The following is a 25,875-nucleotide window of genomic DNA, read 5'->3' on the forward strand; positions in this document are numbered from 1 at the left end:
CAAACTAGCTGCGCGCCGTCGACATAAAGCCATATATCGCGGCGATATCAATATGTTCGCGCATCGCCGCGGCCAGAATATCGAACTGCCGCTGCTTGTGACGGGCATAGTCAAACACCTCGCCGTCAAACGCGGTCAGCCCTTTGCGTTGGCGCAACGTATTCAGCAACGCGCGGGTAAAGCAATCGTTATCAAACAGACCGTGAAGATAGCTGCCGATGACGCTGCCGTCCGCGTTAATCGCCCCATCGTATTGGGTTACCGGCTGGCCGTTACTCTGCGTCAACGTGATAAATGGCGCGGCCTGACTGCCAAGGCGCGATGTACCCATATGGATTTCATACCCGCTGACGGGCTTATCCGACCCGGCGTTCGCCATGCCCGGCAGCATCGGCCGACAGCTTCCGCTGACGCGGGTAGTGACTTTTTCCGATGCGAACTCGGTTTCGATATCCAGCAGCCCCAGACCGTCCATCCGCGCAACGTCCGACTCCACGCCGTCGATAATGCTGCGTCCCAGCATCTGATAGCCGCCGCAGATGCCAATCAGCGGCGTACCGGCCTGATGCCGCGCCCGCAGCGCCCCGGCCAGCCCGCTTTGCCGCAGCCATTGCAAATCGCCCAGCGTATTTTTACTGCCTGGCAGAATAATCAAATCGGCGTCCGTCAGCCCAGCCGGATCGGCGACATAACGCAAACGGACATCCGGTTGCGCCGCCAGCGCGTTGAAATCGGTGAAGTTGGCGATATGCGGCAGGCGCACCACCGCGATATCCAGCGCCTGCTGCGCGTTTCCGGCATATTTGCCGCTTTGCAGCGCGACGCCGTCTTCGTCCTCTAACTCCACATTCAGCCAGGGCATCACGCCGATCACCGGCACGCCGGTCAGCGCTTCGATCTGCGTCAGCCCGGGTTTCAGCAACGCCACGTCGCCGCGGAATTTATTGATGATCACCCCTTTTACCCGCGCTTTTTCCTCCGGCGCCAACAGCGCCAGCGTTCCGTAGATGGCGGCGAACACCCCGCCGCGGTCGATATCGGCCACCAGCAATACCGGACAGTCGGCCTGCGCCGCCATACCCATATTAACGATATCCCGATCGCGTAGATTGATTTCCGCCGGGCTGCCCGCTCCTTCCAGCACTATCACGTCATATTCGGCGGCCAGGCTCTGGTAGACATCGCCGATCTGCTGCTGTAACTGCGGTTTGTACTGGTGGTAGGTCATCGCATCCATATTGCAGAGCGCTTTCCCCATCAAGACCACCTGCGACTTGCGATCGCTGGTCGGCTTAAGCAGCACCGGATTCATCCGCACATCGGGCTCGATGCCCGCCGCTTCGGCCTGAAATATCTGCGCCCGCCCCATCTCTTCGCCCTGCGGCGTAATCCCCGAATTGAGCGCCATATTTTGCGATTTAAACGGCGCGCAGCGGTAGCCGTCCTGAGCGAAAATCCGGCACAGGCCGGCCACGAGAACGCTTTTGCCCACGTCGGACGCCGTTCCCTGCAACATGATGGACAGGCTCATGCGTTTCCTCCCGCGCCGCGCTCGCGCAGCAGCGCAAATAGCTGTTGTTCGGTTTTACACAGCGGCAGCCCCAATTCGCTGTGCAGCTTGACCAGCCAGGGCTGAACCAGCGCGGCCGCCCGCAGCTTTTCGCGTTGCAGGAAAACGTCGGCGCTGACTCCCTCGCTGACCAGCTCGCCGTGCGCCAGCACGTACACGTAGCCGCACACCGCATAGATCAGGTCGATATCGTGGCTGGAGATGATAACCCGTTTCCCCTGCGCCACAATCCGTTCAATAATCGCGATCATCTGCTCGCGTCCGGCGGGATCGAGGCCGGAAGTCGGTTCATCCAGCAGCAGATAAGGCGCTTCCATCACCAGCGCCCCGGCGACGGCGACGCGTTTTTTCTGACCGTGACTCAGATACTGAATCGGCTTATGGCGAAATGCCTGCGCATCCACCAGCGTTAACGCCTGCTCCACCCGTTGGGCGATGAGGGTTTCATCCATACCGAGATTGCGCAGGCTGAAAGCGATATCACTGTCGATATCGGTATAAAAGATCTGTTGTTCCGGATCCTGAAATACCGTGGCGATCCGTTGACGCAAGGCGCGCAACCCCGCTTTGCTGTAATCGATCGGCTGGTTGTCCCACAGCACCGCCCCGCTCTGCGGGCGCAGAATACCGGTCAGGTTCATAAACAGCGTCGACTTGCCGCAACCGTTCGCCCCTATCACCCCGGTGACGGCATGGCGACTGAAATCCAGCGACAGATCGCGCAGTATCGGTTCATCCTGATAGCGAAAATTCAATTGTCGGGTCGTCAGCATAACGGTTCTCTTCTCACAGATGGAATTCTCCCTGATACAGTTTGATTTCCAGCGCAATCACCATCTGTTGGTAGCGCATCATGACCCGCATAAACAGCATGCCGACCAGCATGGAGAGCGAACGATAGCTGCTGCCCAGCGATGAATAACCAAAGCGCAGCGACTGCGCGCGACGGATCGCCAGCGCTTCATCCAGAAAAATGAAGATAAACCGCCAGGTCAGCAGAATTTGTTCCGTCAGCAGCGTCGGCACCCGGCAACGTTGCAGGATCTGAATCAACTGCGGAAACGGCGTGTTCAGCACAAACCAGAAGGTCGCCGATAGCGCCGCCAGGCTGCGCCAGAGGGTATGATTCGCCGTATGCAGACCGATGGGATCGATGCCGACCCAGAACGTCCCCAGCGGGATCCCCCACCACAGCGTTTCCGGCTGGCGCGAAACCGACAGCACAATCGTCGCCACGCCCACCGACAGGAACCCCAACGGCACCGACAGCCATTTCAGATAGCGCAACGGGCCGATCCGCAGCAGCCAGCAGGTCAGCGCGGCGATAAATCCCAGCAGCAGCGCCTGATACAGCGGCGGGCAGGTCATCGCCAGCAGCAGAAACAGCCCATACAGCGCCAGCTTGCGCATCGGATCCACCTGCCGCCAGCGCCCCTGATAGCTGAGTTTGTCAATTCCCAGCATGATCGCTGCGCTTGCCGCGGTAATAGCCGAGAATATAGAAAATTACCGCCGCGCCCAGCGATCCCTGCAAGGTAAACAGCAGGCTTTCAATCTCGCCGCTGGCGGGCTCATACAGCGGTTGGAACCAGGGCTGATAATCCGGCGCGGTCTGGGTGATCAACGTTTCCGCTTCGCCATCCGACCCGCCGTACTCGCCGCCGTGATTGATAAAAAAGGGCAGAATCACCAGCGCAATCACCAGTGATAACAGGATTAAGTTCTTTTTCATGTTAACGACTCCCGGCATGAATAAGCTGACGCTTGGTTAACTGGTCGTAAATCATCACGGTAAGCAACCCTTCGGCGATGGCGATCGGCACCTGCGTCAGACAGAAAATGCCCATGAATTTAACCATCGATGCGGTAACGCCCAATTGCGGATCGGGGAACGCCACGCCCAGTTGAATCGACGTCACCAGATAGGTCGCCAAATCGGCCAGCATGGCGCACAGGAATACCCCGACGTCGCGGCGGATCCCGGCTTTGCACGCCAATTTCCACACCAGATAACCGATAACCGGCCCGATAACCGCCATCGACATCCCGTTGGCGCCGAGCGTCGTCAGACCGCCGTGCGCCAGCAAGAGCGCCTGAAACAGCAGGACAATCGCCCCCAGCACCGCCACGACCACCGGGCCGAACAGAATCACCGCCAGACCGACGCCGGTCGGATGCGAGCAACTGCCGGTGACGGACGGGATCTTCAGCGCGGAAAGCACGAAAATAAACGCGCCGCATAGCGCCAGCAGGACTTTCTGGTTGCTGTCCTCACTGACGATTTTGCGCAAACGCACCAGCCCGGCAAACAGACAGGGCAGAAACAGCACCCACCAGGCCAGCGCCCACATCGGCGGCAAAAATCCCTCCATAATATGCATGGCGAACGCTTCCTGCGGCGCCAGCATCAGTAGCAGCGCTATCGCCAGACCGGATAGCGAAAGTTTCTTTAATTGTTGTTCCATTGATTACCCCTTAACAGGTTATCGTTTATTACATAAATACCCATTTTTTGTTTCTGCTCTCCCCATCAATGGGATATGTCATATCGGAGAATATTTCGTGCGCGATAAAGCCGTCAGTTCCCTGCTACGTCGTAGCACGCGCCCGACGCAGGGTGGTTCAAACGCCACCCCCCTACGAACCCGGGCTTGTGGCTGAAATCACGCCGCTGACGCGGTACCTTCGGCGGCCGTCCCCTTTTTCGAACCGCCAGTGACGCGTTCCCGACGCGCCACTGGCTTGAGCAGCATCCATGCTGCTCATTCGCGGGGTCGTCCACCTCAGCGTAATTTCTTACGCCGGGTAACCGCAAAATCCGTCATCCCCCGGCAAATGAGTTGCGACCGTCATTCGCTGCGCCACTGTTTATTCACCACAATCGTGGAGAAATAGGGCAACGGCTGGTCATCCGTCACCCGATCCAGACGTCGCCAGCACTGTTCGCCCGGCAGCGAGGCATCGGCCATCAACAGCGCGTGATCGAACAGATCAAGACGCGCCAGCAGCGCGCGCACGGCGGCGAAACGGCCATACACTTTCATCAGCACCACGCTGTCGTGAGTCAGCAGCGCTTGCTCCAGTTCGGCTTCCGGAGCGGTGCAGGGCATCACCGCCATCGACTGCTGCTCCATCGCCAGCGGCAGCGCCGACCGCGCGGCTATCGCCGCAAACGAGGTGACGCCCGGCACGATTTCCAGCCAGGGCTGACGGCCGATACGCGCCAGCAGAAAGACCCAGGTGCTGAATAGCATCGCATCGCCCAGCGTGATAAAGCCGACCTGCCTGCCGTCGGCCACTTCATTCGTCAGCTGTTGGGCTATCTCGTCCCAGACGGCTTCTTTCTCTGCCTCGTCGGCCTTCATGGGAAAATGCGTGGTGCGAATTTCCGTCGCCGGCGACAAATACTCGCGTACGATGGATAACGCCAAACTATCGCCGCCCTTACGCCCGGCCGGCGCATACAGAATGTCGAGCCGGCCGATCAGACGCGCGGCGCGCACGGTGATCAAATCGCTGCCGCCCGGCCCGACGCCTAATGCATACAGTCTGCCGCTCATTAAGCCGCCTCCCGCTGCTTCGGGTTCAGCGCGGCGTCGAGGTGACGGGCGAACATCCGGCGGATCTGCGCATTTTCGCCCAGCCCTTGCAGCCAGCAACAGGTGGCGATGCCCGCCGCTTCAAGCTGCGATTTCCACGAGTCCTCTTCATCCGAAGCCATATCGTTGGTGGCGTGATCGCCCGCTACCAGCATCAGCGGCATCAGATGCACTTTGCGCACCCCCTGCTGTTGCAGACGCTGGATGATATGGTCGATTTCCGGGTAGCTTTCCACCGCCCCCACCAGCGCCGGGAAACCGCGCGACGCCATCAGGTGGTCGAGACAGGCATAGGCGGAAAACGCATGGTGGCTGGCGCCGTGTCCCATAAACACCACCCGTTCATCGGCGGCCAGCGGCGGCATCTGCGTCTGAAGCGCGCTCATCAATTGTTGATAGTCATCAAAACTGCTGAGCAGCGGCGTGCCGAGCGCCAGCCGTTGAAAACGCGGGCGCCAGACGCGAACCTCCGCCGCCACCTTGTCGTATTCATCGCCGTTTATCACATGCAGCGACTGGATCGCCACATCCTGATAGCCTTCGTCCGCCAGCCGCTGCAAGGCCTGCGCGGGGTTATCAATCCGCAGGCCGTCGCGCTCGCGCAGCTTGCGAATAATCATTTCCGACGTAAACGCCCGAAACAGATCGCGATCGCCGTGAGACGCCGCCAGAAATTGTTCGCAGGCATCGATGTTCTTTTCCCGCGTTTGCGGGTAACTGGTGCCGAAACTGATAATCAACAGTGCTTTTTTCATTTACGATCCTCGTTGTGCCCGCCAGCGGGATAAACGCGCGACGAACGCATCCAGCGATGCGATCCGTTCCGCCGACGTAGCGTCGTCTGCCGCAACCGGGCGACAGATCACGATACAGGGGATGCCCAACGCCAGGCAGGGCGCGACCTTTTGCTGATAGCCGCCCGGCGCGCCGGACTCTTTGGTTACCACCACATCGGGCCGACAGTGCTGATACAGCGCCTGATTGAACGCCGCGCTGAACGGCCCGCATTGGGCGATTATCTGCTCCACGCCGAAGCCCAGCGCTTCGCACTGCGCCAGCACCGCAGCGGTCGGCAATACCCGAACAAACAGTTGTTTTTCCGGCAAGCGTTGCCGATAGCGGGCCAGATCCTTGCTGCCGGTGGTCAGCAGCACCCGCGGTCCCAGCGTGCGGGCGATCGCGCACGCCGCGTCAAGGCTCGCCGCTTTATGCAGCAGCGGATGGTCGATGGCGTCGATATCGCTGGGCCGCTGATAGCGCGTCAGCGGCAATTGCAGCCGGCGACAGGCCGCCGCCACATTGTCGTGCAGCGCCTCGGCATAAGGATGGGAAGCGTCGATCACCCAGCGAATACGCCGGGCGGCGAGATAGGCCGCCATTTCATCCGCATCCATACGTCCGACCACCACCTCGCCGGCGATATCGCCGGCCAGCTGTTTTCCCGTGTCGGTGGCGACGGACAGGCGATAGGCTTCGCCCGCCGCATCCAGCGCCTGACAAATCAGCCGGGCGTCGCTGGTGCCGCCGAAGACATGGATAACCGGCTCGCTCACAGCGTATAGCCTCGCGGCGTAATCATCAGCCCGTCGCGGCAGTAGGTGGTTTTGTTGCCGACAATCACCAGGCTGGTCATATCCACCGGCGAGAAGTCCATATCGCCGAAGGTGGTGATCCATTTTTGCTCTTTCTTACGCCCGGCGGCTTTGACGACGCCGACCGGGGTTTGCGCTGACGTGAAGGGCTTCATCAGCTCGAACGCGCGCGCCAGATGCCCTTCACGGCCGCGGCTGCGCGGGTTATAGAAGCAGATAACAAAGTCGGCCTGCGCCGCCGCGACGATGCGTTTTTCGATGACCGGCCACGGCGTCAGCAGATCGCTGAGGCTGATATGACAAAAATCGTGCATCAGGGGAGCGCCTAACAATGACGCCGCCGCGATACTGGCGGTCATCCCAGCCACCAGCCGGACGTCCAGATCCGACTGCTGCTGAGCGACCAGCTCCAGCACCAGTCCGGCCATGCCGTAAATACCCGCGTCGCCGCTGCTGATCAGCGCCACGTTGTGGCCGGCCAGCGCCAGATCGATCGCCGTCTGGCAACGCTCGATTTCTTTACACATGCCGGTTTTGATCACTTGCTTATCGCCGGTGAGCGGCTTTACCAGATGCGTGTAGGTTTTGTAGCCCACCACGATGTCCGCCTCGCGGATAGCGGCGACGGCCTCTTGCGTCATCATGGCTTCACTGCCCGGCCCAATGCCGATTACGGTTAACATTAATGCTTTACTCCCAGGGTAATAGTCACCCCCTGCTGACGCAGGGTATTGCCAACCAGCTTGCCGCCGCTCATCAGCCAGGCAACCGGTTGTGAAACGCTGCCGACGCCGACCGTGCGGCGCACAAATTCGGAAGCGGGAAAACGGTGTTCGTGCGGGGCGAGTTCGTCGACGCCGAACAGTTCGAACGGCACGCGCCGGCGCTGCGCCAGTTCGATCAACGCCGGCTCGTCCCGCTTGATATCGACGCTGCCGATAGCCCGCAGCGCCAGCGGATCGAAATGGTTTTCCGCCAGCTGCCGCGACAGCAGATCGGCCAGCGTGGGCAGCTCGGTCGACCGCCGGCAGCCGATCCCCGCCACCACGCGCTTCGGCACCAGCTTGAAGATCGGTGCCGGCGATCCCGCCGATAAGGCGTCGGGCAGGGTATCGCGCAGCGTCACGCACACCAGCGCATCCAGCGTCGGCAGCGCCGTCAGACTGTCTATCGCGATAAAGCCGCGCACGTCGCAACGGGAACGCGCGGGCCGCATGGCATCGTCCCACCACAGGCCGACCTTGCCACCGCTGACCAGCAGCTGATTCACCGCTTTCACCGCCTGGCGGAAATCCTCCATTTGCGCGTCCAGCTGCATCGCCAGCATATCCAGCGCCGCCAGCTGATTGACGTCCGTGGCGGTGGTTATCACCGGTTCGGCGCCCAGCATCTCCGCCAGCCGGCGGGTCAGCGCGTTCGCGCCGCCGACATGGCCGGAAAGCAGGCTGATGACATGCCGTCCCTGCTCGTCGATCACCACCACCGCCGGATCGGTCAGCTTGTCGTTTAACAGCGGCGCAATCGCCCGCACCGCAATGCCGGTCGCGCCCACCACCACCAGCGCGGAATAGCGGCTGAACGCCGCGCGCAGCGTATCGCCGAAACCGCCGCTAAAGGCGGTAAAGCCCGGCGCCAACAATTTTTCACTGGTAAAACAGGTCAGCGGCAAATGCGCCTGCAAACGCCGGGCCAGACGTACGCCGCCCGGCGTCAGGCAGAACACGGCGATGGATTCAGGCCTGGCGATATTCATGACTGAATCCTGCGTCATACAGTCTGGAATAGTGGTATTCATCGCCCAGAAAAGCGCCGACCAGAATCAGCGCGGTTTTGCGAATGGCCGCCGCCCGCACCTGCCCGGCGATATCCGCCAGCGTACCGCGCACCGTGCGGCTTTCCGGCCAGGTGGCCTTGTAGACCACCGCCACCGGCGTGGACGCCGGATAGCCGCCGGCGGTCAGCCGCGCCACCACCCCATCGATATCCTGTACCGACAGGAAAATCGCCATGGATGTCTGATGGGCGGCAAACGCCTCCAACTGCTCCAGCGGCGGCATCGGCGTGCGCCCTTCTATGCGGGTAATCACCAGACTCTGCGCCACTTCCGGGACGGTGTATTCCACGCCAAGCTGCGCCGCCGCCCCGAGAAACGCGCTCACGCCGGGAACGGAAACGAATCCGATGTCCTGTTGCGCCAGCGCCTCGCTTTGTTCGCGAATCGAGCCATACAGCGACAGATCGCCGGTTTGCAGCCTCACCACCAGTTTGCCGGCGCGCGCGCTGGTGACCATCAGAGTCACGATCTGCTCAAGGGTCATTCCGGCGCTGTCGTAACACGCCGCCTGCGGCCGGCAATATTCCAGCAATTCGGTATTAATCAGCGAACCGGCGTAGATCACCACATCGGCCTGTTGCAGCAAGCGGTAGCCTTTGAGCGTAATCAACTCGCGATCGCCCGGCCCCGCCCCGACAAACCAGATTTTATGGGGATCGAACGCCGGTTGCGCGTTCGCTGTTTGCGGTGTTGCGGCATGCTCAGACATGCGTTCCCTCCTTGCAGCAGGAAATAAGATAGGTGGGGTTGTTCGGTTTAAAATAATGGCCGTTGCCAAGCGGCGTCAGGGACGAAACCTGAAGCTGCGTGCAGGCCAGCGACGCCACGTTCAGCGACTGCAAATGCGCCAGCGCCGTATTCAGGTTATCCAGCAGAATGAACGTCAGCGCCAAACGACCGCCGGGATGCAAATGCGCCAAAGACCAGTCGATAAGCTCGGTCAGCTGTCCGCCGCTGCCGCCGATAAACACCGCGTCCGCCATAGGCTCCAGCGGCAGCGGCGCCGCGCCGGCGATAATCTCCACATTATTGCAGCCGAACCGACGGCGGTTTTCTTCAATCAGCGCCAGCGCCGTCGGATTGCGCTCGATGGCGGTCACCGCCAATCGGGGAAAACGCAGCGCCGCCTCCAGCGATACGCTGCCGGTGCCGGCGCCGACATCAATCAGATGGCGCGCGTCGCTCAGCGCCAGCCGCTCCAGCGCCAGCAGGCGTACCGGCTCTTTGGTCATCGGCACCCGTTGGCCGCGTAAAAATTCATCATCATTCATTGAGGATCACCACCACGTTCATGTCATAGTGCCGCGCCACCTGTTCCGGCGACAGGCGATGAATACGTTCATCCGGCAGCGACAGATTTTCGCCGATAATCATCGTTCGCCTCAGTTGCCGTTGCAGGATGGCGTCGGCAATGGCGCGCGGGCCGATATGTCGATCGGTCACCATCGCCACTTTGTCGTGTTGCAGCAGCCAGTCAAAGTCCGGTTTGCGGCCGTGGCTGCTGGTGAGATAAAGATCATTCATATCCAGCGCGATACGGGCGCAAAGGTACTGCACCGCGCTGATGCCGGGTACGATCAGCAGTTGATCCGCCGGGAAATGGACGGACAGCCGCTTCCCGATGCCGTACAGCAAAGGGTCGCCGGAGGCCAGCACCACCACCTGACGGGATATGTGCGCTTTGAGCCACGTCATCAGCCCGTCGATATCGGCATCCAGCCGGCGGGTCTGGCCGTGAAAGTCAGGAAACATCGCCAGATGACGGGCGCCGCCGACCAGAATTTCGGCGGCGGCGATCGCCTGGCGCGCCTGCGGCGTCAGATGCGCCAGCGAACCGGGGCCAATGCCCACGACCACGATCATCGCAGCGCCTCCACGATGTCGGCCAGCGGTCGGTTGGCGCCCAGCACCTGGTTATCGAAAGAGAACAGGATGACGTCGATGCGCGGCGGCTCACTGGAAAACCGCATCATCTCGTTGACCCGCTGACAAATGCGCTGCGCGATTCGCGCGTACACCGCTTGCAAGCCGTGCTGCGCAATCACCTCCATCGCCGCCTCGGTGGTGTCGCACTGATTCACCGCCAGCAAGACGTCATGAGAAGCGCCCATCAGCGCCAGATTGGCGATCAGGGTTTCCATGCGCCCGTCGGCGATATGGCTGTGGGTATGGAAGATCCCCGCCGCCACTTTCACCAGCTTGCCGAGATGGCCGACCAGCGCCACGCGGCGGAATTTAAGCCTGACGGTTTCCTGCAACATATAACCGACGAAATTACTCATGGTCACCACGCGTTGTCCGTCCAGCCCCAGTTGCTCGCGCACGAAGCGTTCGCCGTGATTGCCGGGTACCAGAATGACGCGGTCCTCCCCGGCGGCGCGCTTCATTTCCAGCTCCAGCGCCAGCGAGCGTTTCCAGCTCTCTTCCGACATCGGCGTCACGATGCCGGTGGTGCCGATGATGGAGATGCCGCCGAGGATCCCCAGACGTCCGTTGTAGGTTTTTTTCGCCCGCTCCTCGCCCTCGGGCGCGAAAATTTCCACTTCCGCGCCGCGCGTCGGGCCGATCGCCTCGCGCACCACCGCTTCAATGGTTTGCAGCGGCGTGCGATTGATCGCCGCGCTGCCTACCGGCAGGCCGATGCCTTTGCGCGTCACGGTACCCACGCCTTCGCCGCCGCGGATATGAATATCGCCGTGTTCGCACAGGGCGACGCGGGCGAAAATCAGCATGCCGTGCGTGGCGTCCACGTCATCGCCGCCGTCTTTACGGATCGCCGCCGTCGCCTGCCGCCCCTCAATCAACGGCTGTTCGACGTTGAGATATAGCGTGACGCCCGATGGCGTGACGATGGAAACCTGATCGATCACCTGCTGGCGCAAGACCATCAGCGCCGCCACCTTGGCCGCCGCCGTGGCGCAGGAGCCGGTGGTATAGCCTTTGCGGTATTGCTTGCCGTTGTGCCAGACGCTGTCCAGCTTCATCTCCGGCTTTTGCGAATCGGCGTTCACTGGCTCTCCCGCAGACGATATAGAATGGCGTTGACGATGGCGGCCGCCACATTGCTGCCGCCTTTGCGCCCGCGCGCGGCGATGTGGGCAAGCGGACTGTCGATCAGCGCCGCTTTCGATTCCGCCGCCCCGACAAAGCCGACCGGCACGCCGATAACCGCCAGCGCCGAGTCCGGTTTTTCCGCCGTATGCTCCAACAGCCGAAACAGCGCGGTGGGCGCATTGCCGAACACGAACAGCTTGCGGCCCGGCTCTTCCAGCGCCACATCCACCGCCGCCATCGAGCGCGTCATGTTTTCGGCCTGCGCCCGCGCGACCACGCGCGCATCGCTGATAAAGCAGCGGCACTCGCAGCCCAGTTTCGCCAGCCGGGTTTTGTTGATGCCCGACAGCGCCATGGTGGTATCGGTGTACAGCGTACAGCCGGCGCGCAGGCCGTCGGCGATCCGCGCCACCGCATCCGGCGAGAAATGCAAGGTATCCAGCCAGTCGAAATCCGCCGTGGTGTGGATCACGCGCTTAATCACCGCTTCCTGCTCCGCATCGGCGAAACGGTAGTCCGGATGTTCGCTGGCGATGATGTCGCCGATAATGACAAAACTTTGCCGCTCGATATCCTGCGGTTGCTGAAGATAGTTCATCTCTCTGTTCCTTATCCCGTCAGTGTGACCGACAGCAGAAAATACGCGGCGCTAAACAACAGTAAAGCCAGCAAAGAAGCCACCTTCATCAGACTGATGCTGCGCGGGATATCGCTCAACGCGATCTCTCGTCGTTCATCGCCGATCCAGGGCTTCTCCACCCGCTCGCCGAAATAATTATTGGGGCCGCCGAGCCGTACGCCCAATGCGCCGGCTACCGTCGCTTCCGACCAGGCGCAGTTGGGACTGGCATGACGGCGGCGATCGCGCCAGCCGATGCGCCACGCCTGGCGATAGTCTTCTCTCAGCAGCCAGGCGGCGGCGCTCAGCAGCAGCCAGCCAAGCCGCGCGGGCAGATAATTGGCCAGATCGTCCATGCGGGCGGAAACATAGCCAATCGCCCGATATTTTTGGTTCTTATAGCCGACCATCGAATCCAGGGTATTCACCGCTTTGTAGGCCATCGCCAGCGGCGCGCCGCCGATCAGCAGGAAAAACAGCGGCGCGATCACGCCGTCAATGCTGTTCTCGGCAACGGTTTCCACCACCGCGCGGGTGATTTGCGGTTTCTCAAGCTGCGAGGTATCGCGCCCGACGATCCATGAAAGCTGGCGACGACTCTCCGCCAGCGTACCCTGTCGCAATGCGCGGTGAACCGTCAGCGCCGCATCGCTCAGACAACGCCCCGCCAGACAGGTATAAATCATCCATACTTGCGCCAGCCAGCCGAGCCACGGATGAATCGACGTCAGCAGCGCCAGCACGCCCCAGCTTACCGCCCAGGTGACGCCCACCACCGCCAGCCACAGCAATCCGCCGCCGAGCTTAAGCGCCCGTTCGCTGCGACAACGAGCGCGAATGCCGTCTTGCAGCCAGGTGATAAAATTACCGATCCAGCGCACCGGATGCGGCCAATGCGGCGGATCGCCCAGCCAGTGGTCGAGTAAAAAAGCGACGAACCAGGCCGCTAGCGTCATAACCGCCTCCGGGCGGCGCTCAACCAGCGGTCAAGTACGCCGGGACGTTGAGCGAAGTGGATATGCAGATAACCGGCGCAGGTCTGTTCAAGCTGATAACCGCCCTGCCACTGCCGCATAACGGCGCCGTCGCGCAATTTGGCGCAATCAAAGACGGGAGACAGCGAAGTGGAAAAATCGGAGTAATGGAATTCATGACCGCGCAGGATTTCACCCGCCGCCGCCAGCAGCGTGTCTTGCTTCGCCTGCGCCTGGCAATAGCCAAAGCGGGTCAGCCGTTTGCCCATCGCGCTTTCGCCGGGCAGGATGCCGCTCATCGCATGGCGCTGGCCGTCCGGCGTGGTCAGCCCGGCGCCCAGATACATCAGGCCGCCGCACTCGGCATACAGCGGGATGCGCCGCTGATGCGCGTCATGCAAGGCGCGATGCATCGCGGTGTTGCGCGCCAGCTGCGCCGCGTGTATTTCCGGATAGCCGCCGCCGATGTAGATCATTTGGCAATCCGGCAGCCGGCAGTCGTAAAGCGGGCTGAAACGTTGGATCCGTACCCCGGCCTGCTCCAGCAAATCCAGGTTGTCCGGATAGTAGAAATTGAAGGCTTCATCATCGGCCAGCGCCAGCGTCAACCCCTCGGCCAGAGCGGCATCGGGTAAAACAGGCGCAACGCCAGCGGGTGATGCCGTATTGCCGCACAAGGCCAGCAGTCGATCCAGCTCAATGGTTTCTTCCACCTGCCGCGCCAGCCGCTGCCAGCGGCGATCGTCGTTCGCCTGCTCCTGCGCCGGGATCAGACCGAGGTGCCGCGACGGCAACGCCACATCCTCCATAACCGGCAATCGCCCCAATACCGGCACGCCGCAATAGTGTTCGATAGCATGACGGATCAACGCGTAGTGTTGCGCCGAGTTGACGCGATTGACAATCACGCCGGCGATGGTCAGCGCGGGGTCGAAACGGCAAAAGCCCATTACGGTGGCCGCCACCGACGTGGATACCGCTTTGCCGTCCACCAGCAAAATCACCGGGCAGCCCAACTGCTTGGCCATCGCCGCCGTGCTGCAATAATCCGGATCGGTGCCATAGCCGTCGTACAGCCCCATCACCCCTTCGATCACCGCCACATCGGCGTGGCGCATGTGCTGGTTATACAGGCCGTTAAGCGTCGCCGTCGGCAGCATAAAGGCGTCCAGATTGCGTGACGCCACGCCGCAGACCGCGCTGTGCCAGCCGCTATCCAGATAATCCGGGCCGACCTTGAAAGGCTGAACGGCGAGCCCGCGTCGCATCAGCGCCCGCAGGATCCCCAGCGTTACAGTGGTTTTACCGCAACCGCTCCCGGTGCCGGCGATAACAAACGCCTTTTTACTCGCCCCGAGCTTATCCGGTTTTTTTTCACTGAAACTCGACATAAAAAATCCCGACGTTTCGGTCGGGAAAGGCGGCGTCAACAGCGTACGCGCAGCCGGCATTACCGGTGCGCATATCGGATGACAACCCGCTTCCCACCGAAGGAGTTGAATATAGACAGGCTGTCAGGTCGGTCTTCTGGCTTAGCGTCATCCTCCCCCGCGCCTTCCCAATCCTGCGAATCAGTGGCTTTAACGGGTTTGTCGGCATCACAGCAGCGGGGGCTGCGGGGGAATTTCACCCCCTTCCCGGCAGAATCATTTCCGATGAAAGATTCTTACCTGACAGCGATACAATCTTTAGTTTTCTTCTATCTTTTCATTTACACCGCATTAACGTTTGTTTATCTGTTATAGTGCTTTGAATACATTGATCCTCATTCCCCTCGAACCCGTCATTCCGCGCAGGCGGGAATCAGTCAACGACTGTCCACGGTTTCAGCAGGCGTTCCCCGCCTACTGACGCGGGGATGACGTAGTGGTAGTTGGCGGAACGACAGTGGCGGACGAACGACGATGGTGGCGTTCACGAGAATGAAAACCGTAAGACCAGGTTATCGTCCAACTCAATACAGGCCTTCATAGCAACAAAATGGTAAACATTTATTTTCAGCAACGCCTATTTTCGCGCCGGAATAACAAATTATTGTTCTCATCATCGCGAACATCCGCGCTATTCGAGCCGCTATGACCGGGCCAAAGAGCCAAGTTTTGTCATCCCCCGCCGCTTAAAACCATGACCACGAAGCACATCACAAATTCATAATCTATTAACTGAGATATGCATCATACTGAATCCAAAATTCCATCCCTTGATATCGTGCAATAAATGAAGAGGAAAATGCTATGCAGAATATACGTGGTTTTGCCGCACTTGATGCTACCAGCCCGTTGGTTCCACATCAGTTTGTTCGCCGAGATCCGCGCGAAGACGATGTCGTCATCGATATTGTTTATTGCGGCGTGTGCCATTCCGATATTCATATGGCGCGCAACGAGTGGAAAAATAGCCTTTACCCGGTTGTTCCCGGCCATGAAATCATCGGCAAGGTGGTTGGCGTGGGTAAATCCGTCACGCAATTTAAAGAAGGCGACTGGGTCGGCGTCGGCTGTATGGTCGATTCCTGTCAACATTGCGACGCCTGTGACGACGGACTGGAGCAATACTGCGTCGAAGGGCCGACCGGCACCTACGGCGGCGTTGACCGTCACGACGGTCTGCCCACTTTCGGCGGTTACTCCGAACGGATTATCGTTGCCGATAAATTCGTGCTTCGCCTGTCCGACAAGCTGGATATGAAATCCGCCGCGCCGCTGCTGTGCGCCGGCATTACCACCTACTCGCCGCTGAAGCACTGGAACGTCGGGCCGGGCGATAAGGTGGCGGTGGTTGGATTGGGCGGTCTGGGTCATATGGGACTGAAGTTCGCCAAAGCGCTGGGCGCGGACGTCACGCTGTTCACCCGCTCGCCGGGCAAAGAGCAGGAAGCGCGTCGCCTGGGTGCCGATCACGTGGTGATCTCCACCGATGACGAGCAGTTGAAGGCGGTCGCCAACCGCTTCGATATCATTCTCGATACGGTGCCGATGCAGCACGATCTTAACCCCTACCTGAGCACGCTGAAACGCGACGGGACGCTGATCCTGGTCGGTCTGATTGAACCTATTGAGCCGACGGTACACAGCGGCGCGCTGGTGATGGGACGTAAAACGATTGCCGGCTCGCTGATCGGCGGCATTGCGGAAACGCAGGAAATGCTGGATTTTTGCGCCGAGAACGGCATTACCTGCGACGTTGAAATGATCGATATCCAGTCCATCAACACCGCCTATGACCGTATGCTGAAAAGCGACGTACACTATCGCTTTGTGATTGATATCGCGTCGTTGAAAGCGAGCTTTTAACATTCGCCCCGTCCCGGCGTCACAGGCAACGTAGCCGCCATTCCGTCGCTTATGGTACGCTGACATCCATAGTTATTGCAGGGATATCAGAGCGTAATGAGCGAACACGGCGGCAACATACTGGAAATGGCATTGAAGATCGGCATGGATGCCGGCGACATTATCGACTTCAGCGCCAATATCAATCCGCTGGGTATGCCGACGTCGCTGAAAGCGGCGATAGTCAGCCAGCTTGAGCGCGCGGAGCGCTATCCCGATGTGGAATACCGCGAGCTGCACGCCGCGCTCGCCCGCGTTCACGGTTGTGACGCGAGCAATATTATCGCGGGCAACGGCGCCACCGAGTTGATTTACGCGGTGGCGCAATATCTTCAGCCGCGCCGGGCGCTGCTGCTGACGCCGGGATTTGCCGAATACCGCCGCGCGTTGCAACGGGTCGGCTGCGTGATTGACGATTATGTCATGACGGAAGCGGACGGTTTTCAACCCGACGAGCGCCTGCTGGCGGCGCTCGACAACACCCAGTACGATTGCCTGTTTATCGCCACGCCCAATAACCCAACCGGTTTGATGCCCGATGCCCGCCTGGTGCTGGCTATCGCCGAGCGTTGCCGCAAGCGCAATACCGCGCTGATCGTTGATGAAGCCTTTATCGATTTTATCCCCGATGCGCCGGGGCTGATTCCACACTTATCAACGTTCTCCCCTCTGTATGTTCTGCGCTCGCTGACCAAGTTTTTCGCCATTCCCGGTCTGCGCCTCGGCTATCTGGTCAGCGGCGACCGGCAGGCCGTCAGCGCGATGAAACGCGCGCGCGAACCCTGGACCATTAATGCGTTCGCCGCGCTGGCCGGCGAAATTATTCTGCAAGACCAGGCCTATATCGACGCCACCCGCCGCTGGCTGACCGACGCGCAGCGCTGGCTTTACCGGGAACTGACCGCCATGCCCGAGCTTCGGGTCTGGCAACCGGCGGCCAACTATATTTTTCTGCACTGCCGTCGAGCGGAAATCGACCTTCAGCAGGCATTGCTGCAACAGCAGATTCTGATTCGCTCCTGCGCCAACTACCCCGGTCTAAGCGCCAGCGACTATCGGGTCGCCATTAAAAGCGCCGACGATAACAGGCGACTCGTCGCCGCCCTGCATCAGGTTTTCGGCCATGGCTGAAGCGCGCTGCCCCGCTTCCTGCGGCGAACTGATTCAGGGCTGGATCCTCGGCGGGGAAAAGCTGATCTCCTGTCCGGTGGACTGGTTTTGCACCGTGTCGGTCACGGATGGCAAACCGGGGCTGAATGAACGCCCGCGCATGCGACACATGCTGGCAGCCATACTCGCCCGCTTCGGCTATCCGGCGGAAACGGCCCGCGGCTTGCGCATTGAGTTCACCTCCACCATTCCCGTCGCCAAAGGCATGGCCAGCAGCACCGCCGATATCGCCGCGACCGCGCTGGCCGCCGCCCGCCATCTTGGCGAAACGCTGGATGAAGCGGCGCTTGCCGCGCTGTGCGTGCGGTTGGAGCCCACCGACAGCACGCTCTTTCGCCAACTCACGCTGTTTGATCATCAGACGGCCGAAACCGCCATCGCCTGCGACTGGCGGCCGGATATCGATATTTTGCTGCTGGAAAGCCCGCAAACGCTGGATACAGCAGCCTACCACCGTCGCGATCGCCGGCGGGCGTTATGGCTTCACGCCGACCGGTTGGATCGCGCCTGGCGACTGTTCTGCGCTGCTGCGGCGGCGAAAGACCGCTATCGGTTGGGGGAAGCCTGTCTCCTCAGCGCCATCGCCAGTCAGCAAACGCTGCGCAAGCCGGCTTTTAACGATTTGCTGGATGTGGTGGAAAGCAACGGACTGTATGGTTTGAATGTGGCGCACAGCGGCAGTGTGGTCGGCCTGCTGCTCGACCGCCGCAGTCACGATGTGGAGAAAGTCAGCCGCCAGCTGCATCAGCGCGGCGTTACCCGGCATTATCCTACTCACTATTTGTTGCCGATGATCGCCGGCGGCGTACGGTGATGAAGCGGACCTTTTATAACGCGGCCCTCAATACGTTATTTACCAGATCCCCGCCTACTAACCGCGGGGATGACGGGGTTAGTAGGCGGGGATGACGGCGTTGTTAACCGGGTAGTAGGCCGGGATCGCACATTGTTGTCGACCGGCGACCGGGGGGTTAGTTATTTCCCGCCTGCTGCAAATAATCGGTCAGAAATGCTTCCGCATTACCCTGATCAGACAGGTCTTTGCTGTAGCCGATTTGCACCGGTTGCGCTTCGCCAGGCAGATAAAGTTCGCCGTAACCCTGGTTCAATATCAGCGCGACAAACTTCTTATCGTTTACGTTCAGCCAGTAGCGAGTACTGCCGGACAGTTTTTCAACATTCATTTTCTGGATTTTGCTGTTCCAGTCATGATCAATTCCGGTAATCTGCACCAGCGCCTGTGATTCGTCTGCTTCGCCAATACGCAATGTCCAGACCTGCGCGCCTTCCGTTCCCTGGTATGCTTTCACGATATTCGCTATCGGCGGTCGCGGCGTTTCGGCATAAGCGCCGCCGATTCCTGCAATCTGCGACAGTGAAAGCATCACGATCAGGCCGAGTATATAACGTAATTTTTGCATGATTCTGTTCCTGTATTCAGACAATCGTTATTTTGAAGGTAATGATAGCGAAACGAATAATAACATCGTTATCATTGCGTTAGCAGCGTTATTGATAACGGCGCGGAGTAATAAAGGCAAAACGCGGTAAGCTGAAGGGATAACAAAAACAGGCAGGGGAAACCTGCCTGTGGATGGTATTCATGCCTGGTGTGGTGAACAAAAACTTAACGTGGTCCCATTTGACTGCCGCGCATGTCCTGGAAACCAGGCCCGCCGCCGCCATGACCACCGCCATGGCCGCCACCGTGACCACCACCACCACCGGGAGGCGGGAACAGACAACCACTTAGCGCCGTGATCAAAGTAATCACCCCAATGATTTTAAAAATACGACTCATGTTTACCTCAGTGTTGATGGGATATCACGAGCGAATCATAGAGGGGCCAAAATCGGCAGACAATGCAGAATCATCCTGAAAGAAGGCGAATAAATACTTAGTTACATTCACCTACGATTTTATGTAACAACCAAGACACATTTTTGACGCTTCCAGGTCAATTTCAACATACCGAACATCGCCGTCGCACAAGGCGAGGCAGCGTGGCGCCGCCCTCGCTCTTCTGCCATAACGGCTACAAGCCGTTATTTTTAATGACCTGCGCATACCAGTACGAACTTTGTTTACGGATGCGCCGCAAATCTTTCAGATCGAACTCATCACGGTTGACATAAATAAAGCCGTAACGTTTGGAGCAGCCCTGATGCGTTGAAATCAAATCCAGCGCCGACCACGGCGTATAGCCGAAGACATCTACTCCATCGGTAATCGCCAGTTGAATTTGCTCAATATGCCGTCGCAGGTAATCGATACGGTAATCATCATTAATCTGGTCGTTTTCTTCCAGCTTGTCGAACGCCCCCAAGCCGTTTTCCGTTACGATCAGCGGTAAATGGTAGCGATCGTGCAACTCTCGCAGCGTATTGCGAAAACCGATGGGATCGATCTCCCAACCAAAGGCATTCTTTTGCAGCCACGGATTGTTCGTACCCCGGCAAACGCCCTCTTCGCCCGATGTAAGATGCTGGTCGCCATCGCGGGCAACTTCATCGGAGCCGTCGTCTTTACTGGCCTCGACCGTTTGCGAGGTGTAATAGTTGAATGCGATGAAGTCCGGCTTCGCCGCGGCCAATATCGCCATATCTCCCGGTTGAATCTCCGGCGCGCAGCCTTTTTCCTCCATGTAACGCCAGGCGGTAGTGTTGTATCGCCCATAGACCGCCATATCCAGATACAGCCAGTTGCGGATCGCGTTGTAGTTGAAAGCCGCCATGACATCTTCCGGTTTTGAAGTCGCCGGGTAGATCAGGGCGATATTCGGCGCCGGACCGATTTTCGCATCAGGCACTTTGTTATGCAGCGCATTCATCGCCTTCGCCTGTGCGACCAGCATATTGTGATTCTGCTGATACAGATTTTTCTGCGGATTTTCCAGATTGGGATCCAACGTTCCCAATGCGGAACCATGCAGAATCATCATGTTCTGTTCGTTGATGGTCAGCCAGTACTTCACTTTGTCGCCATATTCATCAAACAGCACGTTGGCGAAGCGTTCAAACGCATCCACCGTCTCGCGGTTATACCAGCCGCCTTTTTCCTGCAAGGTCTGCGGCAGATCGAAATGATACATCGTGACAATCGGCACGATGCCGTAATGCAGCAGTTCGTCGAGCAGATTATGGTAAAACGCAATGCCAGCCGGGTTAACGTCACCGCTGCCGTCGGGAATGATGCGACTCCAGGCGATGGAAAAACGGTAGGTTTTGAAGCCAATCTCCGCAAATAGCGCAACATCCTCCTGGTAGCGATGGTAGTGATCGCTGGCCACTTTGTAATCTGAAGTGCCTTCCGGATAAGACGTTCTCGCATCAATAACCGACGGCCCCTTGCCGTCTTCATTCCACGCCCCCTCAACCTGGTAAGCCGACGTCGAGGCGCCCCATAAAAACCCCTGAGGGAAACTTTTAAGCGTTTGATACTTCATATTCCTCTCCTTTTGTCATCAGGATAATGTCATCACGACATCACCCACTGCTGATGTTCGTTTGTCTGTCGGATTCAATGACGAGTGATCGTCGACGGGCCGAAAACAGGTAAAAAAAAACCTGAGAGGGATCATGTCGATAACAACATGATCCCTCTCAGGTTTCGCTCAGGTACGCCCCAATAACGACCTCAGTGCGAAGTTATATCCGCTAATTAAGGCTAACTCAAATGCAGACGGAATAATATGTGATGAGCATCACCGTTAATCCGTGTGCGGGGATGGGAGCGAAGACAGAGGATGACTGGATACCTTTTTGAGTGATTCCGGAATCAGCCAGTGACAGTATACGGTTTCAGTGGAAGATCCCCGCCTACTACCGCGGGGATGACGGGGTAGTTGGCGGGGATGACGAGGTAGTTGACGGGATGATGGGGGTAGTAAGCGGAGATGATGGGAGATCCTTTTGAGTCATTCCGGAATCAACCAGTGACAGTATACGGTTTCAGCGGAAGATCCCCGCCTACTACCGCGGGGATGACGGGGTAGTTGGCGGGGATGACGGGAGATCCTTTTGAGTCATTCCCACGCTGGCGGGGATGATGGGTTTTAATCAGTTGTAAGTCACGCCGTACAAGGACGTGCGACGCTGCAACATTTGTCCGCCGTCTCGCGTTAACGGCACCCAACCGACTGAGCCCCGTTTCACGGTTGGCTCGGAGAGCAGCAAATCAAACGGTATGGAGATATAGAAGCCTTTGGTAAAGCTGCCTTCCCCGTACTCGCTTGAGCTGACGTCCGTTTTAGTGGCGAATGCGCCGGCGACGATGCCGCTGTCAAAGCGACGGGACAGGTCGAGCGTGACCCCTTTGTCGCCCGCCAGATAACGTCCGACGCTGACCTTGGCCACTGCATTTTCGACGAACGGCAGTTCCCAGTACGCGGTCAAGTGGCCGGTCACTACGTCGTAATCCGCCGTCTTCATGATGTTATCCCAGTCGCGCTGCTTGACGTAGTTAACATCCAGGCCCAGCGCCCAGCTTTGTCCGTATGGCCGGTACAACACTTCGGAACCGACGCCGGCGTACATCATCTCCAGATAGCCGCCGTACACCTGGCTGTACCAGTCCGGCGCCGGGTTATCCATGCGCGTCAACTGTAAGTTGGTGAGCAGCACGTCGGAGGAAGTGACATATTCCCGAATCCGGGTTCTGACCCGCGGCAACGTCGTTCTATCAGCAGGCGTTGTATAGTTGAACCTGTCGTAGTTATCCAACAGATTCAGCGACGCGGTTCCGCCGATGGTCCAGTGATCGCTCAGGCGGTAGTCCACATTGCCTTTCAGCGCCACCTGATACATATAGAAGGACTCAGGACCGCCGATGGATTGCGTCAGAGCGGGCTCCAGCGAGTAAGAGAAACGATCCGGTTCGGTACGCAACACCTGCTGCCCGCGAACATCCGCGACGGGTTCCGCCCGATGCGTTTCCGGCTCCGGCTGGCCCAGCGGCGTGGTCGCCTGCTGTATCTGATGGAATGCTTTGGCGTCGACCGCGGTACTGGCGATAGGCATGCGTTGATTGCGTTTGACGATGTGATACTCGGCTACATCCTCCGGCACATGGTTCGCCAATATGGTGGCCGCCCGCTGGTTGGCCTCATCGTTATCCCGGTATTTATTCTGATCGGCGACAACCGTAACCTGATGGCGATCGGCATAAATATCCGCCCCGCGATAGCCGGCTTTATCATCCAACTCTTTCGCCACCAGTTGCCAATCCGTGTTCTTGCCATTGTTCACCGGCGCATAAACCGGCGGCGCGTCATCAATACGATTCGGTTTCAGGCTGTCAAAGTTGGTGCGCAGGGTAAAGCCCCACATCAGCGTATTGCCGCGCTGCCAGGACAAGGTGGTATCCAGGATATTGCCGACGCGATACACCATGCCGACGTTAAACGGAGAGTCCTGTTTTATCTTTTCCCGTCTTCCGCGATCGGCAGCCTCGTTGCTGTAATCATTCCCATCATATTCCAGCTTCAGGCGCAGCGGATCCCACGGCGTTTGATATTCGACGCCGCCAAAAATCGCCGCCGGACCGTGGAAAAAGTTCTTAACCTCAAATTGCCCCGTCTCTGTACTCGCCGTGCGGGTACAGAAGCTCTCTTTTAAAGAACAGGCGGGGTTTTTGATATTGCCGCTTTCCGCCATATTCCCCCAACCCACGCCCAGCGTGAAGTCAAAAGGCCCGATACGCTTGCTGGCCGCCAGGTATTCGCTGTCGAATAATCCGGTACCGGCGATATCACGCAACCCCAGCGACACATCCGGCATCCAGTAGCTTTCCTGCCACAGACGGGCTTTCAGGTCGAACGCCTTATCTTTATAGGTCTGATCGCCGCTGAAGCCCGGATCGCCGCTATAAAGACGCGTTCGGATATCGGTATAACGCACCGTGGTTTCCAGCCAGTCAAATAACTGCAACGACACCGAATAGCGACGATACTCCTCGTTATCGCGGTAGTTGAAGCTGAATTCTCCCGTCTCGGCCATCCGGGCCGTCGGCATTTGCAGCAACCCGGTGCCGCCGAAATCAGACTGCGATACGCCAGCCGGTTGATAGCGCGTATTGGCGTTGGTCGCTTCATTTTCTTTCGTCGCATCCGCCGCCATCGCCTGGGCGTTTAAGATGCCGCCGATCGCCAGCGACAGACAGCCCAGTTTAAACTTTCTGTTCTTTATCATTAATGTGGGATCCGGTTTGCAAGATAGTCAGCAAGTTGATCGTTTAGCGATGCCATGTCACCGGGCAATACCGAAGGATCAAAACCAATAAACAGCGTTTCCCCCGCCGCTGGCTCAATATGTTGCCGATTCCACAGCGCCAGAGGCACCTTACGCCATACCCCATTACCGCCGATCAGATATCCCTCGCTTTTATCCGCTCCCGCCAGAAGACGCCGACTGGAGACGTAACGCTCAACCGACCAGCCGGAGCGCAGGGCGACGTTGCCCGAGGTTTCCAGCTCTCCCACGTCGGCAGAGGTATTTACCAGACCAATAAGCGAAAAGTGATTGGCATACGGCGCGATATAAAGCGCATATTCACCGACCAGCGGCCGGTTATTCTGGATATGAACACGCACGCGATCGGGATCGAGTTCGGTGTGAATGCGGCCGGCTACGTTAATCGGCTCCAGCGTTTTGCGCAGCAGCCAGGCGGAAATAGCCAGATCGCCATCACCGGAATTACGCCAGCGCGTTTCCAGCGCCGCCAGCTTTTCCCTTAGCGCATCGCCCTGCGCATAGGCTTTCTGCGTGGTGGCGAAATCGGAAATCAAGGCCGTTTGCCAGTTGATATTTTCCGGGAATACGGCCTGTTCATAGAATTTTTCAAGACGCGCGCCATCGTCGAGTTTGACTACCGCAATAGTTTGCTGCGGATCTTTCACGGTTAGCTGGGCGGCGGTCGCCGAACCACAAACCAACAGCAATAACGTCGCCATACGAGTGAGTGACAACATTCAAGCCCCTTATTGTACGTATGGTTTTAAAACGGTAAATTTCACCAGCGCCATAGCAGGTCCCATATATTGGTGACTCTGTACAACCTGGCCATTCGCCGGATCAAGCCAAAAGCTATTGGTGTAAGTCTCATTCAATGCAGGGACGGTAACCAGCTCATCGAAGCGAATCAATTCACGCGATTGATTCAAAATCTGTACCCTTTCCTTGCCTCGCGGCTGGAACACAGAGGTTAAATCATAACCACCGCGGAAAACCTGCGACCACTCGACACGCGTTTGCCATTTCATCGGCGTCGCGGACTTCAGCAGCCCCAGCGCCAGCGGATCCTGAGCGAGATTATCGACATAGGTAATATCCTCGCCAAACCCTTGCGTTTTGACTAACCGACCGTGGCGGGTCACCACCATATTTTTGTCTGCGGCAATCCATTTCAACTGCTGTTGTTCAGCAAATGCCAGCACGACAAAAGCCTGAGGCGCCTTACCGACTTTGAGATAAGCGGAAGCATAAGGGACATTAGCGACCTGCTGCGCGCTAACCTGCGTATCGTCCTGACCCAGAAAGGCCAGCTTTGCCGTTTTTCCCAACGACTCCATCTTCTGAGAACAACCGGTCAGAAGAATGGATAAAATAGGCATGGCAATCAGCATCTTCATTTTTGCCATTCGTTTTACTGCCGTCATTCGTTTTATTTTTATCACTGAATGAATTCTCGCTGAACAGCGTAATAATCAGGTAAAAGAAAGGCCACCGAAGTGGCCTTGTGGTCAACACAATATTACTTTGTAGTGCTATTAGTGGTAGAGGTAGCAGTACCTGCACCACCATTATCATCGTCATTAGCAACGGCAACGGCAATGCCGGCCGCAACTGCCGCGGCAACACTAACGGCAACGATAGCAGTAGTGCCTGCTGCTGCGCCGCCAGCGGCTCCCGCGGAACCCGCGGCAGTACCGCTAGAAACACCATCAACTGCAAACGCATTTGACGACAGGGCCAACACGGCAGCCAGTGTGATTAATGCTTTTTTCATTACAATTTCCTTTTTTGAACATGAAGTACTTCAGGGTGAGGCATCGTCAGTACGACCATACCCCGTCCTTCATTCCGGCAGGAGCGATAGTAAAAACATCCTGTTCTACCATTGACCTGCCGATAC

27 protein-coding genes and 1 riboswitch are annotated in these 25,875 nt (G+C 58.5%); of the genes, 3 read left to right on the forward strand and 24 right to left on the reverse strand.

The features are described from left to right. Positions 1 to 4: 4 nt before the first annotated feature. From ABRZ28_RS00330 to ABRZ28_RS00410, 17 genes are all read right to left on the reverse strand, one after another. The gene (locus tag ABRZ28_RS00330; protein ID WP_319603819.1) at positions 5 to 1,531 is read right to left on the reverse strand and encodes a cobyric acid synthase; all 1,527 of its coding nucleotides are present in this window, start codon (positions 1,529 to 1,531) and stop codon (positions 5 to 7) included. Further along, the gene (locus ABRZ28_RS00335) at positions 1,528 to 2,343 is read right to left on the reverse strand and encodes an ATP-binding cassette domain-containing protein (RefSeq protein ID WP_319603818.1); all 816 of its coding nucleotides are present in this window, start codon (positions 2,341 to 2,343) and stop codon (positions 1,528 to 1,530) included. The genes ABRZ28_RS00330 and ABRZ28_RS00335 overlap by 4 nt, the downstream gene beginning before the upstream one ends. Before the next feature lie 13 nt (positions 2,344 to 2,356). Further along, positions 2,357 to 3,034 (reverse strand): energy-coupling factor ABC transporter transmembrane protein, encoded by a 678-nt coding sequence (locus ABRZ28_RS00340; protein WP_319603817.1) that lies wholly within the window; start codon positions 3,032 to 3,034, stop codon positions 2,357 to 2,359. Then, positions 3,021 to 3,302 carry an energy-coupling factor ABC transporter substrate-binding protein gene (locus ABRZ28_RS00345; protein ID WP_319603816.1) on the reverse strand — a complete coding sequence of 94 codons (282 nt, stop codon included), beginning with the start codon at positions 3,300 to 3,302 and terminating at the stop codon, positions 3,021 to 3,023. The genes ABRZ28_RS00340 and ABRZ28_RS00345 overlap by 14 nt, the downstream gene beginning before the upstream one ends. Position 3,303: 1 nt before the next feature. Continuing rightward, entirely contained in the window at positions 3,304 to 4,035 is a 732-nt protein-coding gene (cbiM, locus tag ABRZ28_RS00350) for a cobalt ECF transporter S component CbiM (protein ID WP_319603815.1), read from the reverse strand. A 384-nt stretch (positions 4,036 to 4,419) separates the two neighbouring features. After that, positions 4,420 to 5,130 carry a cobalt-factor II C(20)-methyltransferase gene (locus ABRZ28_RS00355; protein ID WP_330519215.1) on the reverse strand — a complete coding sequence of 237 codons (711 nt, stop codon included), beginning with the start codon at positions 5,128 to 5,130 and terminating at the stop codon, positions 4,420 to 4,422. Further along, on the reverse strand, positions 5,130 to 5,924 hold the full coding sequence (cbiK, locus tag ABRZ28_RS00360) for a sirohydrochlorin cobaltochelatase (protein ID WP_330519217.1): 795 nt from the start codon (positions 5,922 to 5,924) through the stop codon (positions 5,130 to 5,132). Before cbiK ends, ABRZ28_RS00355 begins: the two co-directional genes overlap by 1 nt. Continuing rightward, positions 5,925 to 6,722: a cobalt-precorrin-6A reductase gene (locus tag ABRZ28_RS00365; protein ID WP_330519218.1), complete on the reverse strand. Its 798-nt coding sequence runs from the start codon at positions 6,720 to 6,722 to the stop codon at positions 5,925 to 5,927. Next, entirely contained in the window at positions 6,719 to 7,444 is a 726-nt protein-coding gene (locus ABRZ28_RS00370; protein WP_319603811.1) for a precorrin-3B C(17)-methyltransferase, read from the reverse strand. Before ABRZ28_RS00370 ends, ABRZ28_RS00365 begins: the two co-directional genes overlap by 4 nt. Continuing rightward, positions 7,444 to 8,514 (reverse strand): cobalt-precorrin 5A hydrolase, encoded by a 1,071-nt coding sequence (gene cbiG, locus ABRZ28_RS00375; RefSeq protein ID WP_330519219.1) that lies wholly within the window; start codon positions 8,512 to 8,514, stop codon positions 7,444 to 7,446. Before cbiG ends, ABRZ28_RS00370 begins: the two co-directional genes overlap by 1 nt. Next, the gene (locus ABRZ28_RS00380; protein ID WP_319603809.1) at positions 8,495 to 9,304 is read right to left on the reverse strand and encodes a cobalt-precorrin-4 methyltransferase; all 810 of its coding nucleotides are present in this window, start codon (positions 9,302 to 9,304) and stop codon (positions 8,495 to 8,497) included. The genes cbiG and ABRZ28_RS00380 overlap by 20 nt, the downstream gene beginning before the upstream one ends. After that, the gene (locus tag ABRZ28_RS00385; RefSeq protein ID WP_330519220.1) at positions 9,297 to 9,866 is read right to left on the reverse strand and encodes a decarboxylating cobalt-precorrin-6B (C(15))-methyltransferase; all 570 of its coding nucleotides are present in this window, start codon (positions 9,864 to 9,866) and stop codon (positions 9,297 to 9,299) included. Before ABRZ28_RS00385 ends, ABRZ28_RS00380 begins: the two co-directional genes overlap by 8 nt. Beyond that, complete coding sequence (locus ABRZ28_RS00390; protein WP_330519222.1) at positions 9,859 to 10,458, reverse strand: cobalt-precorrin-7 (C(5))-methyltransferase; 600 nt, start codon at positions 10,456 to 10,458, stop codon at positions 9,859 to 9,861. Before ABRZ28_RS00390 ends, ABRZ28_RS00385 begins: the two co-directional genes overlap by 8 nt. Continuing rightward, on the reverse strand, positions 10,455 to 11,579 hold the full coding sequence (cbiD, locus tag ABRZ28_RS00395) for a cobalt-precorrin-5B (C(1))-methyltransferase CbiD (protein WP_330519434.1): 1,125 nt from the start codon (positions 11,577 to 11,579) through the stop codon (positions 10,455 to 10,457). The genes ABRZ28_RS00390 and cbiD overlap by 4 nt, the downstream gene beginning before the upstream one ends. Before the next feature lie 23 nt (positions 11,580 to 11,602). Then, the gene (locus tag ABRZ28_RS00400; protein ID WP_330519223.1) at positions 11,603 to 12,247 is read right to left on the reverse strand and encodes a cobalt-precorrin-8 methylmutase; all 645 of its coding nucleotides are present in this window, start codon (positions 12,245 to 12,247) and stop codon (positions 11,603 to 11,605) included. An 11-nt stretch (positions 12,248 to 12,258) separates the two neighbouring features. After that, the gene (gene cbiB / locus ABRZ28_RS00405) at positions 12,259 to 13,224 is read right to left on the reverse strand and encodes an adenosylcobinamide-phosphate synthase CbiB (protein WP_330519224.1); all 966 of its coding nucleotides are present in this window, start codon (positions 13,222 to 13,224) and stop codon (positions 12,259 to 12,261) included. Continuing rightward, positions 13,221 to 14,633: a cobyrinic acid a,c-diamide synthase CobB gene (locus tag ABRZ28_RS00410; RefSeq protein WP_330519225.1), complete on the reverse strand. Its 1,413-nt coding sequence runs from the start codon at positions 14,631 to 14,633 to the stop codon at positions 13,221 to 13,223. Before ABRZ28_RS00410 ends, cbiB begins: the two co-directional genes overlap by 4 nt. A gap of 109 nt (positions 14,634 to 14,742) precedes the next feature. Beyond that, a riboswitch (cobalamin riboswitch) is annotated at positions 14,743 to 14,931 on the reverse strand. A gap of 545 nt (positions 14,932 to 15,476) precedes the next feature. Here ABRZ28_RS00410 and ABRZ28_RS00415 point away from each other — a divergent pair. The 3 genes from ABRZ28_RS00415 (at position 15,477) to ABRZ28_RS00425 (ending at position 18,558) form a co-directional block, all read left to right on the forward strand. After that, on the forward strand, positions 15,477 to 16,535 hold the full coding sequence (locus ABRZ28_RS00415) for an NAD(P)-dependent alcohol dehydrogenase (protein WP_319603803.1): 1,059 nt from the start codon (positions 15,477 to 15,479) through the stop codon (positions 16,533 to 16,535). Between the two features lie 96 nt (positions 16,536 to 16,631). Continuing rightward, the gene (gene cobD, locus ABRZ28_RS00420; protein ID WP_330519226.1) at positions 16,632 to 17,705 is read left to right on the forward strand and encodes a threonine-phosphate decarboxylase CobD; all 1,074 of its coding nucleotides are present in this window, start codon (positions 16,632 to 16,634) and stop codon (positions 17,703 to 17,705) included. After that, positions 17,698 to 18,558, forward strand: coding sequence for a GHMP family kinase ATP-binding protein (locus ABRZ28_RS00425; protein ID WP_330519227.1), 861 nt, complete (start codon positions 17,698 to 17,700; stop codon positions 18,556 to 18,558). Before cobD ends, ABRZ28_RS00425 begins: the two co-directional genes overlap by 8 nt. Positions 18,559 to 18,715: 157 nt before the next feature. Here the strand turns inward: ABRZ28_RS00425 and ABRZ28_RS00430 are convergent, their stop codons facing one another. The 7 genes from ABRZ28_RS00430 to ABRZ28_RS00460 form a co-directional block, all read right to left on the reverse strand. Beyond that, complete coding sequence (locus ABRZ28_RS00430) at positions 18,716 to 19,165, reverse strand: hypothetical protein (RefSeq protein WP_330519228.1); 450 nt, start codon at positions 19,163 to 19,165, stop codon at positions 18,716 to 18,718. 206 nt (positions 19,166 to 19,371) lie between these two features. Beyond that, positions 19,372 to 19,545, reverse strand: a complete 174-nt coding sequence (locus ABRZ28_RS00435; protein WP_319603799.1) for a hypothetical protein — start codon at positions 19,543 to 19,545, stop codon at positions 19,372 to 19,374. Between the two features lie 235 nt (positions 19,546 to 19,780). Next, positions 19,781 to 21,190, reverse strand: coding sequence for a glycoside hydrolase family 1 protein (locus ABRZ28_RS00440; RefSeq protein WP_330519229.1), 1,410 nt, complete (start codon positions 21,188 to 21,190; stop codon positions 19,781 to 19,783). Positions 21,191 to 21,803: 613 nt separating this feature from the next. Further along, positions 21,804 to 23,933, reverse strand: a complete 2,130-nt coding sequence (locus ABRZ28_RS00445) for a YjbH domain-containing protein (RefSeq protein WP_330519230.1) — start codon at positions 23,931 to 23,933, stop codon at positions 21,804 to 21,806. Then, a complete protein-coding gene (locus ABRZ28_RS00450; protein ID WP_319603796.1) occupies positions 23,933 to 24,712 on the reverse strand; it encodes a capsule biosynthesis GfcC family protein in 780 nt (259 codons plus the stop codon). Before ABRZ28_RS00450 ends, ABRZ28_RS00445 begins: the two co-directional genes overlap by 1 nt. Before the next feature lie 9 nt (positions 24,713 to 24,721). Next, the gene (locus ABRZ28_RS00455) at positions 24,722 to 25,381 is read right to left on the reverse strand and encodes a YjbF family lipoprotein (RefSeq protein ID WP_330519231.1); all 660 of its coding nucleotides are present in this window, start codon (positions 25,379 to 25,381) and stop codon (positions 24,722 to 24,724) included. Positions 25,382 to 25,494: 113 nt separating this feature from the next. Next, on the reverse strand, positions 25,495 to 25,749 hold the full coding sequence (locus tag ABRZ28_RS00460; RefSeq protein WP_330519232.1) for a hypothetical protein: 255 nt from the start codon (positions 25,747 to 25,749) through the stop codon (positions 25,495 to 25,497). Positions 25,750 to 25,875: the final 126 nt, after the last annotated feature.

Origin of the sequence: Brenneria sp. g21c3 (assembly GCF_040240345.1) — a bacterium.
Taxonomy (GTDB): Bacteria; Pseudomonadota; Gammaproteobacteria; order Enterobacterales; family Enterobacteriaceae; genus Brenneria.